Here is a 12,584-nt window from a genome sequence, read left to right as displayed (position 1 = left end):
CCATCTACTTTTTAAGCTGCACATAGCATATAACCGTAAGAAGAAGGTGCTTTTGTATTGAATAATAGTACAGGCTGCTTAGGTGATACGTGTTCAAACTGTATTGTCGGAAGAAGTTTTGTTAACAATTGTGGTTTTTGTTCACGAATAGCTGTTACAATTACTTCAACGTCATCATCCTGCCCGGCTAATTCAATCTTCTCTTCTTCACTTACCGTTTTCAATCTATTTCTACTACGAAACAAGGAAGCCTTCACTGCACCTTCTGAGATTGAACATATTTCCGCAATATCTGATAAGCTGTATTGAAAAACATCTTTTAACAAGAAGATAACGGATTGCTGTATATTTAATAAAGACAAGACTTTCTCTGCCATCTCATGCAAATCAGCAATTTTACCATGCGGTTCTTCAAATGGAACCTCCTGCTCTAATTTCTCTTGAACTGATTTTGTTTTTAGTTGATCTAGCCATTTATTTCGAGCAATTTTATATAGAAGCGTAATACAAATATCTTTCTCCACATATTTTTGAAGTACTTTACAAACCGTTTCTTGGGCAAGATCTTCTCCATCCCATTTACTTTTGGTTAAAAATGTACAGTACCTTTTTAACTCTGCGTAATTTTCAATTAAAAAGTTTTTATTTGAATGATTCATATCGATAGGATTTCTTAACATCTGAGTTACTTTTGTGCACAAAATAACCACTCCTTTTCAGCGCTTACTTAATTAACGATTGAACAAATGAAAAAGTTACGGGTCAAATAAAAAAAATCATGTTTATGTTTGTAATTGTGCGGTCATAAATATGTTATGTAGAATTTTACACGAGGAGGCTGGAATATGCCAAAATTAACTGTTGTAGGTAATGGCACATTTGATGTAAAAGAAGGAACAAAGTTAGTACTAGCACTCGAAGATAATGATATCCATATTCTTCATCGCTGCGGCGGGAAAGCACGTTGTACGACTTGCCGTGTAGAAATCGTATCTGGAGACTTCTACGAGCCTACACATATTGAGAAGAATGCTATTACCGAAAAAGGAATTGAAGATCATTTGCGATTGTCATGTCAAATGCGTGTACAGACTGATTTAACCGTTCGCCCAATATTGACTGTTGAAAATTCTGGATTAGATGCTGGGCCGCGTCCTGTGGAATGAAAAGGCAACAGAATGAAACATTTAAAACGCTTAGTTGGTGAATATGCTAGTGATTTTGTAAAAGATGGGATGAAAATCGGCCTTGGTACTGGTTCCACTGTATATTGGACAATACAAAAATTGGGACAGCTAGTAAATGAAGGTTTATCTATTCAAGCTGTACCAACATCAATAGAAACTCAAAAATTAGCAGAGCAACTGTCTATCCCCTTAATCTCTTTAAATGACGTAGATTATCTTGATCTCACCATTGATGGTGCAGATGAGATTAACCCGGATTTACAGTTAATTAAAGGGGGCGGTGGTGCACTTCTTCGCGAAAAAATAGTTGCTGTGTCTTCCCAGAAACTTATCATAGTCGCTGATGAATCGAAACTTGTAACGAATTTAGGTATTTTTCCTCTTCCTATTGAAATAGTACCTTTCGCTTGGGAGCAAACTGCAAAACGAATTCAATCATTTGGCTGCCAGACAATTTTACGTATCCAAAACAATAAACCATTTAAAACAGACAATGGAAATATGATCTTAGATTGTATTTTTCCAAATCAAATAGCCAATCCACTCGAAACTCATCAGCAGTTAAAAATGATAACGGGTGTAATTGAAACTGGTCTATTTATTAACATGGTAGATAAAACAATTATTGCAACTGAAAAAGGAATAAAAGTATTATGACAAAACTAAAGGGCATGAGCCCGGTACAATACCGAGTTCATGCCCAAGAAGTTACCTAAGGAAGGAATCGTCTAACTTTTTAGGACACTTCACTAATAGTGGCTAACTAAACGAATTTAGCTAACTCACATTGCAATCTATATCCTTCTAATTCCCAAATTTTATTTACAATACGTTCTTTACAACATTCAATACCAATATTCACATCATAATCAGCAGGATTAGTACATGAGCTGGATTCGGTTAAAATAAATCCATTTGGCAATTTCGCAACCACGACTGTACATTTACCATGAAATTCTTCCACTGTCCATTTCGTTTTTTCTAAAATATTATCAATATCCTGTTGAGTTACCGTATTTTCCATAACTCTATAACCTCCCAATCTTCTGCTAACATATCAGTTTATGAAGCTAACCAAGGAACAAAATTTTCTTGTACTGTTTTCATTGCAATATATGCAACATATGAGACATTATGTCCTGTATGCTTGTTTATCATAAAGATTGATAAAAATCACCTCTTTAGTTATTCTTTGAGGTGATTTTTATGTTGGATATTTATGTTAAAATGGGTTTGTGTAATTACTTAACTAGCTGACAGGTTATTTGAAGAAAGGTATTTTTTCCTTATTCTATAGAACAGGTCGATAAACCCTAAAACATCTCCTCTCCCTAATACCAAAGAGCCGTAAAACATAAAAATCATGACTACGAAAATACTAGGTACCTATATGAGTTTGATAATAAATGAGAAGTCCTTATTGGATTTTAGCAGAAGGGATGGATCAAAATGGACATTAGGAAAATACGATATTTCATAAAATCCATCTTATATTACGTGAAATGACAACGGAGCAGCAACTAAAAGCACTCTATGAAAAACAAATTCATATTGGATTTTTTCGTTCTAAACAGAACAATGAGATACTATCTTCTGAAGTTTGTGCTGAAGAATCTTTAAGATTGGTTTTACATCAAGATCACCCTTTCGCCTCATTACCCGAAATTCCACTCCAATTGTTAATTGATGAACCATTTATTTTGTTTCCACGTCATTTTGGTCCAAATTTTTATGATTTAATTGTTAGCTACTTTTTGGATTATGGTGTAAGTTTAAATGTTGTTCAAGAAGCTATTCAAATGCAAACTATTGTTAATTTAGTCGCAACAGGAATGGGTGTTTCTGTCGTTCCATCGTCGGTGGAAAGTTATAAACGTCCTGGTTTTGTAGTACCCAAGCTACTGCGAGTTGAGCGAGGGTAAGATCAATCTCTTGTGCGATGGATTTGAGATTCTAGATAGCAGTGAGCACATTGTCGTTCATCCAACGTTGTGCAAATTGATTTAATACTTTTCTTTCAGCCAACAACTGCCTTTTGAACTTTTTCTTTTAATATATAATTTTACTTATTCCCTATAATCTTCGTTACTTTCAGTTGGGTCGTTTCTACTGTTACTTGCTCGTCTTGAAACCAAAAATTTGTAATATCTAATATGTGTTCCATTGTACATATACCCCTTTATGAAATCCGAAGCCTTTTATACTTTTCGAAATATGAATTCAAAAAGCATACCTATTCCAACTCCAATTGTATACGCTAATAAATCACTCCACAAAAAACCATATCCTAATATAAGTCCACCTAATGTCGTTGCCCGTATACTATCTATCCATTCCGCATGATATAATTGACTCATTTCAATCCCATAGCAAAATAGTAAACTTAAAAATGCAATCTTTTTAGTCTCCATTTTATGAAAAAGAAATCCAACTCCAATGAAAATCATCAGCGCCCATAGTGCATCTCCTAAATAGGCATTTAATAAATCTGGTAAAACATACGCGAACTTTCTTGATCCCAATCCAAAGATAATTACTATTATGGTTAGTGCCGCATACAGTACCCTATTTCGTTTATATTCCATTCTTAAATCCTCTCTCATCACACCAAACCTTTCACAAAACCTGTACCCCATATTTTTATAAAAGTGATGTGCATGTTCCCTTTCAGCACGATTTCCGATATATAATCTAATTGAAACTCCTCATTGTTCTATCTATGTACAGCGTCTAAGCGTGTATTTCTGATTTCCACATCTCATTCTACTCTACTGTTCAAAGCCCCTATACCATTATTCATTTATTCCTCATGCAATACTTGAAAATCAGTTACAAGTGAAACTATATTTCCCTTCTCATCAATCCCCCAATAGGAAGGATAAAAACCATCACCATAACCCGAACGGAACATAATAATATTACTCCCCGTTTCCTCACACACTACACAATTTCCCCACTCATCATCATGTTCTGTTAGTACGTCATCTATTAGATCATCATACAAACTAATAAATTCGTCTCCTAGTTCTTGTTGTAGTCTATCTTCTACTTCTTCTAACTTATCAATTGCTTCTACATCTGCAAAACACCCTAGTCCCGTATCAACTGGATAGCCAAAAATGTAGCCTTCCTCTAGTTCACTTACATTCTGCCCTGGCTTTGTTGCCATCTTCCACTCTACCGCTTTTGATTCCGATACTTTCAATTCAGCACCAGCAATTACACCATCTTCCTCGTTCCACCAAGCAATAATTGGATATGTACCTAGCTTAATTGTTTGTTCGAAGTGATTTTTATTAAAAATAAGAGGATCACAAGCAACCAATTTTCCTGAAGTAACTTTTAAATGATCTAATACTTCAGAACGTAATATTTCACTATTCAATTTAGATAATTCATGTAATAACTTTGACATACTATTTTTCTTCCTCTCGTTCATTTATTCATAGACTTTCCTAGAATTTAAGCTGAGAAATCATCAATAATTTCCACCACTTCAATTTTCCCATTAATTAAAAGCTCTGGAAGCTCATTTTTTACATTACCCTTCCAATATTCTTTAGCTTGTTCAATTTTTCGAGAGAAAGGAACACCATCTTCCTTTGGTAAAAGGTTTCCATCACCCTCAAAAGAATTCCCCATAACTCGAAGCTTAACAATCTGCAAAACTTTCCGACTATAAGAATCAAATAATTTTTTCCATTTCAAAGCATCTTCATAACTTTTCGCAGCGTATAAGCAAGACAATCTTGAAGGATATTCAGGATATTCTTGTAGTCTAACCATTTCTACTATCACTTCTCTAATTGCTCTGATTGTTTGGTCTACATACTTAATCGCTACTTCGGCATTTTCTTTATTCATGTTCAATCCTGTATTTGTATAATGATCTTGTATAATCTGAATAAAGTCTTCACCTTTTGAATTCAATTGTTCTCTCTCAAAAAAGAAGCGATATAAGGTATTATTTTGGTTCTTATCAAAGTTAATTATCTGCCCAAGAATCATTTTTTTCCTAGTAACGATGTGATAAACATACAATTCGTTCTCTTTCATGGCCTGTCTCCTATTGGTCTTCATCAGACTATATTATATAATTTCCATCACTCTTGTCCGCAAAGAATAATTTGTTTCAGGTACTTGATTCATCAGTGTATCAATTACAAATATTTTATTATGAATTCTCATACATGTAGCATTCCATCCGTCTAGAGAATCTTCGTTACTTTTCTTTTTGAAAAGCAGTATGTACGTGTTGCTTCCTTTGATCCCTTCCCACCTCGTATTCTCTTATCTTGTAAGCTGATTACGATGCATGACTATTTGCCTCGTTGCTTTGAATTGTTGTTTTCCATAGAATTTTATTAATTTTTCTTCACAAAATAGACTTACAATATCTATATGAGCAAGCTCATGAAGCAAGATTGTCATCATTTTCTCACCAATTTCCTTATTCCTTACACTATTATGTACTACAACATCTTCAATATACGCTCGAAACACACCATCAGTTACTGCTCTTGCAAATCCTATTAATTGCTTCTCTTTCCATACACCAATCGCTATACTATTCTCTAACATTTTAGAAATATCTTCTTCATCTCTTTCAGGCCACCAACCAACAGAATTGTACAGTAGCTTCACTTTTTTTGCAGTAATAGGTTGTTTATGATGAAATGTATAATTGTACATTCTATTTACCTCCCAATATTCAATTTACATAATATAATTATTTCACAATTTTAATTGCTTTTCTAAAAAATGTTGACTATACCCTTTAGGATGATCTTCCACTACGCCAAACTCCCTGTAACCATGTTTCTTATAAAATTCAGGTGCTTGAAAACTAAATGAATCAAGTAGTATAAGCCTACAGTTTTTCTCTTTGGCAATTTCTTCAATTTTATTTAATAGTTGACTACCATATCCTCCATGACGTACTGACTCATCCACCCATAAAAAATCGATATGGAGGTGATAAAAATATATTGTGCCTGTTATGCCTCCAAATATTTTGCCAGCATTGTCTTTTAATAGAAAACTTACATGTTCTAGTGGACTTTTTACTTCATCTGGTAGTACAGACATATTGTATTGGATTACTTTATTTTTAATGTACTCGCTGTCTTTTGAATTGTTTTGTTGTGTAATTTCCAAGTCTATTCTCCTTTCTCTTCATTATAAATAGCATCCTGTATACTCTTTATACAAACATTGTAATGTTTCTATTATTTTCATATCAGCTTCTTGATTCTCATACCGATTTGGTAACTCCATTCCACCAATTACATAAAGCAATGGATTTTCATGAAATGTTCCTAGTATACCAATATTCATAACAGCTGTAGACAATCCACCTGTCATATGTGCCAAGTGGTAACTTCGTATTCCCTCATATTTCCCTTGTTGTCTTACCATTCCATTTATAATGGGTTCCCATAACACTGGATCCGATTCATATCCTTGGAATATATGAATTAAAAGTTTAAGAACTTGTTTTAATTTCCCAACGTTTTTCACATCCCTTGGGTCTTTCGTAACATTAATCTTTGAAAAGGAACATTGAATTCTCTTATTTACTTCTTCCCATCCACCGCAAAAGTTCACAACAGATTGTGCAATACAATTGTCATGACATGCAATCATTACTTCCACAGCATTTCTTAATGTTAATACAGTTCTTTTTTGTAGATGTGGATATATTTCTTTACTATCTTCTTTCGGATTAAATACGATATTTGCGATTTCATCACTCCAGCGAACTTGATTCTCTTCAACCATTTTAGCTACCACAAATCCAATTGCCACTTTTGCGGCAGACGCTAGTGGAACCAATATATCATCATTATATAAAGCGATAATATTTTGGCTTTCTGGTGAATAAACAACGATACCTACGTGACCCGATTTTATTTCTTTTATTTTCTTGATTACTTCCTCCATTTGTACGCCTCTTCTCGATTTCGTTTTTATCCCTTTCAGTATTTCGATAATACAAATCAAAAATCCTTTTATGAGGTTAACAAATAGGTATTCTACTATTTTTATTCCAACTCTACTGGTAAAACATAGACGCCATTTTCTTTCTGAAGTTCTACTACTTTCACAACAGCATGAGTATTTACAGTTCCGTATATATGTGGATAGTTTTGACCATTAGAAGCCAATTCATATTTTATCTCCGCATCAACTAATGACGAATCAATTAGAAGTAGTACTAACTCCATTTCCCTGCTAAAATGTTTTTCTGCCACTTGAAGAGATTGTTCTAAAAAAGAACAATGAATAAATCCTTCTTGCATTAGTGAAGCTTCAATTATATTTCCTTTTGCTTTTGCTACTTCCCATTCTCTTTTTTTCATTATCTTTGTAATCATAGTCATTTTCCTTCTTCCCTTCTTAGTTATAGAAAAAACAAGAGGATTTTCCCGCTAGTCACTTGAAAATCCTCTTTAAACATCTATTATTTACTTTCATATAACTCTTCTTGTATTCCTCGAATTAAAGGTGATGCTTCTCCAGAATAGAAGATTCGTAAGTCATGGAGAGCTCTTGTACATCCAACATATAATAATTTTGCATCATGCTTTGTACCTTTATAATGCACTTCATCAACATCGATAAGAAGTACCGCATCAAATTCTAATCCTTTTGCTAAATACACAGGCACAACTGAAATGCCGCCTTCATATTTATTTTGGTTTGCTTCGATGACATTAACAGTGATTCCTTCAGCTGTTAACTTCTCATATAAATCGCGGCATTCCTCATCTGTTCTTCCTATAACAGCGATCGTTTTCACATTTTCATTCTGCATATGTTGTAGAGTCTTTACAATTGCGGCAAATTGGTCGTCAGTCGAAATAACTTTTACTTTCTCACCACTGCGGAAAACAGGGGTTGCGAATCCTACTGGAACTTCAGCATTTTTAATCACTTCATTTGCAAACTCAATAATTTCTTTTGTAGAACGATAACTTCTCGTCAGTTCAAAATAACCCGTTTCTTGAAACACTTCTTTAAAGTCATTCCAGTCTTCAATTCCTTGATAATCATATATAGCTTGCGATAGATCACCTAAAATCGTAAAGGAATTACCTATTGTAATTTCTTTTAATATATAAATTTGGAATGGTGAAAAGTCTTGCGCTTCATCTATAACAACATGGTGGAATTTTTGCCCGATTTCAATACCCGCTAATTTATGGTGAATATGAATAAGAGGTGCTAAATCTTCTACATACACTTCTTTTTTACGGCAACTTTTTTCTGTGTCTTGAACAAGTTCTTCAGGCAAAAGTTCCAATATTTCTTTTCGCTGCATCATCGAACTATAAAATGATAACGGGCTCATTTTAGGCCAAAATTTCATATAGGCATTTAATCTCTTTGTAGCTTCTTTTTTTAATACTTTTTTCTCATTTGTTCCTTCAAACTTTTTAAGTTCAATCTCAATCCAGCGTTTTATTCGGCCAACCAATCTTTCTCTACGCTTCATTAATGGATAGTGTTTATATTCCACTTGCATCCATTTTTTAACCTCTTCTACTGTAATAGCAGCTTTATCCCACGCTTCAAAATCTTTTACTGGTACTAAATTCTCTTCAAATTGAGCAATACTTTTTTCAATAAATGACTTAAACTTCAGCGTTCCTTTTAATTTACCAAGCATAACCTTGCTATCATCACGATTTATTGCAAAAGCTTGTTTCAGTTTTTCTTCTGTATTTTTTACTTTCACCGCATCATCTAACGTACGTAGCGCCCAATCTTGAAATGTTGTTTGCCTAATATTTCCGACGCCAAGCTCAGGAAGTACACTAGAAATATAATCTAAAAACAAACTGTTTGGTGCAAATACAATCATTCTCTCTGCCTCTAGCTGTTCACGATATTCATAAATTAAAAAAGCAAGGCGATGTAAAGCGATTGTTGTTTTTCCGCTTCCTGCAACCCCTTGAATCAATAGTGGCATGTTTTTCTCTGCACGAATAATATCATTTTGTTCGGATTGTATCGTCGAAACGATATCTTTTAATTTATTATCTTTATTTTCACCTAATCGATATAGAAGAAAATCATCCGCAAGAGATACATCTTCACTTCCTTTTGTATATGTATCAACCACACGTTCTAGTTCTCTTTTGCGAATGGCGATATTTCTTTTTAAATACACATCTCCTTCTACTAGTCCGTCTGGTGAATGATAAAAAGCCGATTCTTCACCACCAGTAAATGAATAAAACATGCTCGCAACAGGTGCACGCCAGTCAATAACAATTGGTTTCATCGTTTCTTCATCTGAAACACCTACTTTACCAATATAAATTGGATTTGGTTCTAATTGTCCATCCTCCTGAAAATCTAGTCGTCCAAAGTATGGTTCTTGTACACCAACACGTAAGTTTCTCCGACTTGATTCCCTCATACTTTCAAGGATTTGCTCTTTAAAATCTTCTCCATAATAAACTGGGATCTTTTCCAATTTCTCTAATTGCTCATCCATTGTAGCTAAAGTCTCTTTCATCCGCTGGAATTCTTCTTCAAATATAATACTCATTGTGATGATTCCCTCCTGTCCGTTCGAAAATTTCAGTCGAAATACAATTGTATAAAAAATACGTTTACAAAGTCAATAGATCGAGTAAGAATTTTCCAAAAAATAAAAACAGACAAAGGGTTTACGCCCTCCGTCTTTTTGTTTGCCTGCTCTATTAAATTAAATAGATAAGTAACATTCTAAATTGATTTCCCAAATAGTTTATCTGTAAATCTGCAATTTTGACCAATTCTCTAGAACTTGAGCTAAGGACATGTTGCATAATTCCTAAAAAACTTAATTTGTCCTAGCTATATTTTTTGGTAACGTGTCCAATCGCCAGAAGAAATGGGTTTTTGTAACATTTCGTCATTCTGCGCAACATAAACATATGCATCCCTATTATGATCTCCAAAATAGATAGTCTGTATAATACGATCATATAAATCTTGTTCTGGATTACCTGTATACACTTCCAGTTCATCTAACTTTTTTAAAATCTCATCATCTACTTCATATACTTCGCCATACACTTTATCCTCTTTCGATCGAATCATTGCAGGATAGCCTTCATTTGTATCAAAAAGTTTCCCATGAGTCCATGCTTCTTCAGCTATACACGTTGCCCTATGTAAGTAATGAGCATTTGATTGTTGTTTTCTTAAAGTGCCGTAAACAAAAACATAATGCATTTCCTTATCCCCTTTGTACTTCTCTATTTTCTTATTTGTAAATAAGCACGAATCATAAAGTAACTCACTTCAGCAGGAAGCAGTTCTTTAATCGACTTTAATCCGCCTTCTGCATGTTGCATTGCTGTTTCAATAAGAGATTCATATTCTGCTGGAACGAAACTATGCCAATCCACTTCCATTCCTTCTTCATAACAGCGAATTAAGTGGTTTTCGACAGTTTGACTTGATAAGCCTCGTTCTTTTGCGATTATACTTAACTCCGTTCCTTGTTTATACATTTCATACGTTTCTAAGTGAGAATCTGTCGATGATTTTCCAGGTTTCTTGCGTTCCGTAACAACTTCTGTCTTAATCGTATCTGCGTAATCTGGATTTTCTTCAATAAAATGAATGACTGCTTGTAAAAAGTGCGAACCATACTTCGCAAGTTTATGTTCTCCAATCCCTTTAACTTGTAAAAGTTCTGCATCGCTTTGTGGCATTTTCGCACACATATCTTTTAGCGTTTGATCAGAGAAGATAACAAATGGTGGTACGCCTTCCCCTTGCGCGATTTCTTTCCGAACTTCACGTAATATCTCAAACAATGGATGATCCTGTACAATTTGTCTTGTTGCCACTCTTTCTTTACGTAACACATTTTCATTTCCAAGCAATACTTCTTTCCCTTTTTCTGTTACCTTTAAGGTTGGATACGTCCCGTGTTCCACCGCAATTAATTCTTCTGAAATTAAAAACTCAATAAACTCACTTACTTCTTTTACGCTACGATTCGATAAAAGACCGTAAGTAGGTAATGTATGGAAATTGAATTCAACTACTTTTTTATTTTTTGATCCGGTCAATACTTGTGCAATCATTTGCTTTCCAAATCGCTGGTTTGTTCGAATCATACATGATAAAACCATTTGTGATTCTCTCGTAACGTCGACGCTCTCACGTTCATCTGTACAATTCCCACAGCGTCCACAATCTTCTTTTGGTTCTTCACCAAAGTACTCTAGAATAAATGATTGTAAACATTGTTCTGTATGGCAGTAATCTGTCATATACTGCAATTTTTCAAGTTCATTTGAGAAACGTGATTCTCCAGTGGATTGATCAATTAAAAAGCGCTGTACTTGTACATCCTGAGAAGAATATAACAAAATACATTCACTATCTAATCCGTCACGGCCAGCACGTCCTGCTTCTTGATAATAACTTTCCATATTCTTCGGGAGTTGATAATGAATAACATAACGAATGTTTGATTTATCGATCCCCATACCAAATGCAGATGTCGCTACCATTACGCTCACTTCATCACGTAAAAATCGCTCTTGCTGTCCATTACGATCATGATCATTCATTCCGGCATGATAACGAGCAACTGAAACCCCTGCTTTATATAAATCTTCATACAACTGATCAACAACTTTTCTTGTCGCTGCATAAATAATTCCAGATTCCTTTTTATTTTGACGAATATAGTCCGCTAAATATGCATTTCGATCCTGTCCCTTGATTACTGAGAACGATAAATTTTCCCGTTCAAACGTTGTCATAATTGTATTTTTTTGATCAATTTCTAGCGCGCGACAAATATCTTCTCGCACTTGCGGTGTTGCAGTCGCAGTTAACGCTAATACAAGCGGCTTTTCTGGAAGATAGTCTAATATACGATGTATATGTAAATAACTTGGGCGGAAATCATGTCCCCACTGCGAAATACAGTGTGCTTCGTCAATTGCAATCATCGGTATCTTCATATCAATTAATTGATCCACAAATTCCATTGAATCTAGACGCTCTGGCGCTACATATAGCAACTTATAATGACCTTGTTTCGCTAATTGGATTCGTTGGTTTGCTTCTGTAATTGAAATAGAACTATTAATGTATGTAGCTGAAATTCCATTTTGTACTAACGTATCTACTTGGTCCTTCATAAGTGAAATAAGCGGCGATATAACTAATGTCGTCCCCTCAAATACTAATGCCGGAATTTGATAACAAATCGATTTACCACCGCCTGTTGGCATAATACAAACGGTATCTTTACCATCCAATACATTTTTAATTGTCTCATCTTGCCCTCTGCGGAATGACTTGTAACCAAAATAGGACGCTAAAAGTTCTTGTGCTTTTGTAAACAAAAAAGATTCACCTGCTTTTCTTAGT

At 34.4% G+C, this 12,584-nt stretch carries 15 protein-coding genes and 3 pseudogenes; 3 read left to right on the top strand and 15 right to left on the bottom strand.

The window, feature by feature from the left end; all coding sequences use genetic code 11:
* Positions 1-11: 11 nt before the first annotated feature.
* Positions 12-701 carry an RNA polymerase subunit sigma-70 gene (locus CN288_RS20670; RefSeq protein WP_026590997.1) on the bottom strand — a complete coding sequence of 230 codons (690 nt, stop codon included), beginning with the start codon at positions 699-701 and terminating at the stop codon, positions 12-14.
* 144 nt (positions 702-845) lie between these two features.
* Here CN288_RS20670 and CN288_RS20665 point away from each other — a divergent pair, with 144 nt between their 5' ends.
* Both CN288_RS20665 and rpiA read left to right on the top strand, forming a co-directional pair.
* Positions 846-1,166, top strand: coding sequence for a 2Fe-2S iron-sulfur cluster-binding protein (locus CN288_RS20665; RefSeq protein ID WP_026590998.1), 321 nt, complete (start codon positions 846-848; stop codon positions 1,164-1,166).
* A 12-nt stretch (positions 1,167-1,178) separates the two neighbouring features.
* Complete coding sequence (gene rpiA, locus CN288_RS20660) at positions 1,179-1,844, top strand: ribose-5-phosphate isomerase RpiA (protein WP_026590999.1); 666 nt, start codon at positions 1,179-1,181, stop codon at positions 1,842-1,844.
* Positions 1,845-1,950: 106 nt separating this feature from the next.
* On the opposite strand, the gene CN288_RS20655 is transcribed toward rpiA, so the two are convergent.
* Together CN288_RS20655 and CN288_RS29305 are read right to left on the bottom strand one after the other, a co-directional pair.
* Positions 1,951-2,211, bottom strand: coding sequence for a Gp49 family protein (locus CN288_RS20655; RefSeq protein WP_090689685.1), 261 nt, complete (start codon positions 2,209-2,211; stop codon positions 1,951-1,953).
* Between the two features lie 38 nt (positions 2,212-2,249).
* A complete protein-coding gene (locus CN288_RS29305; protein ID WP_217994261.1) occupies positions 2,250-2,345 on the bottom strand; it encodes a DUF2829 domain-containing protein in 96 nt (31 codons plus the stop codon).
* A 314-nt stretch (positions 2,346-2,659) separates the two neighbouring features.
* Between CN288_RS29305 and CN288_RS20650 the strand changes: the two are divergent.
* Positions 2,660-3,109 (top strand): annotated as a pseudogene (locus CN288_RS20650) (LysR family substrate-binding domain-containing protein); the annotation flags it as partial.
* Here the strand turns inward: CN288_RS20650 and CN288_RS29760 are convergent.
* From CN288_RS29760 to recQ, 12 genes and pseudogenes are all read right to left on the bottom strand, one after another.
* Positions 3,060-3,182 (bottom strand): annotated as a pseudogene (locus CN288_RS29760) (aldo/keto reductase); the annotation flags it as partial. The pseudogenes CN288_RS20650 and CN288_RS29760 overlap by 50 nt on opposite strands.
* 203 nt (positions 3,183-3,385) lie before the next feature.
* Positions 3,386-3,772, bottom strand: coding sequence for a ribosomal maturation YjgA family protein (locus tag CN288_RS20640; RefSeq protein ID WP_090689687.1), 387 nt, complete (start codon positions 3,770-3,772; stop codon positions 3,386-3,388).
* 215 nt (positions 3,773-3,987) lie between these two features.
* A complete protein-coding gene (locus tag CN288_RS20635) occupies positions 3,988-4,602 on the bottom strand; it encodes a DUF4241 domain-containing protein (protein WP_026591002.1) in 615 nt (204 codons plus the stop codon).
* A gap of 47 nt (positions 4,603-4,649) precedes the next feature.
* Positions 4,650-5,243, bottom strand: a complete 594-nt coding sequence (locus CN288_RS20630) for a DUF2441 domain-containing protein (protein WP_090689693.1) — start codon at positions 5,241-5,243, stop codon at positions 4,650-4,652.
* Between the two features lie 102 nt (positions 5,244-5,345).
* Positions 5,346-5,473, bottom strand: a pseudogene (locus CN288_RS20625) (MmcQ/YjbR family DNA-binding protein); the annotation flags it as partial.
* Positions 5,474-5,477: 4 nt separating this feature from the next.
* Complete coding sequence (locus tag CN288_RS20620) at positions 5,478-5,879, bottom strand: GNAT family N-acetyltransferase (protein ID WP_026591004.1); 402 nt, start codon at positions 5,877-5,879, stop codon at positions 5,478-5,480.
* Between the two features lie 42 nt (positions 5,880-5,921).
* Positions 5,922-6,275 (bottom strand): GNAT family N-acetyltransferase, encoded by a 354-nt coding sequence (locus CN288_RS20615; protein ID WP_231503916.1) that lies wholly within the window; start codon positions 6,273-6,275, stop codon positions 5,922-5,924.
* Positions 6,276-6,365: 90 nt separating this feature from the next.
* Entirely contained in the window at positions 6,366-7,130 is a 765-nt protein-coding gene (locus CN288_RS20610; protein ID WP_098303018.1) for a serine hydrolase, read from the bottom strand.
* Between the two features lie 101 nt (positions 7,131-7,231).
* A complete protein-coding gene (locus CN288_RS20605) occupies positions 7,232-7,564 on the bottom strand; it encodes a DUF952 domain-containing protein (RefSeq protein WP_090689696.1) in 333 nt (110 codons plus the stop codon).
* An 86-nt stretch (positions 7,565-7,650) separates the two neighbouring features.
* Positions 7,651-9,747, bottom strand: a complete 2,097-nt coding sequence (locus tag CN288_RS20600; RefSeq protein ID WP_098303017.1) for a HelD family protein — start codon at positions 9,745-9,747, stop codon at positions 7,651-7,653.
* A gap of 290 nt (positions 9,748-10,037) precedes the next feature.
* Positions 10,038-10,418, bottom strand: a complete 381-nt coding sequence (locus tag CN288_RS20595) for a gamma-glutamylcyclotransferase family protein (protein ID WP_098303016.1) — start codon at positions 10,416-10,418, stop codon at positions 10,038-10,040.
* A 23-nt stretch (positions 10,419-10,441) separates the two neighbouring features.
* Complete coding sequence (recQ, locus tag CN288_RS20590) at positions 10,442-12,559, bottom strand: DNA helicase RecQ (RefSeq protein ID WP_098303015.1); 2,118 nt, start codon at positions 12,557-12,559, stop codon at positions 10,442-10,444.
* Between the last annotated feature and the right edge of the window lie 25 nt (positions 12,560-12,584).

Origin of the sequence: Bacillus sp. AFS023182, assembly GCF_002560575.1 — a bacterium.
In the GTDB taxonomy this organism is placed as follows: Bacteria; Bacillota; Bacilli; order Bacillales; family Bacillaceae_G; genus Bacillus_A; species Bacillus_A arachidis.
The sequence above is the reverse complement of the archived record's forward strand: the minus strand, read 5'-3'. Positions and strand labels throughout refer to the sequence as shown.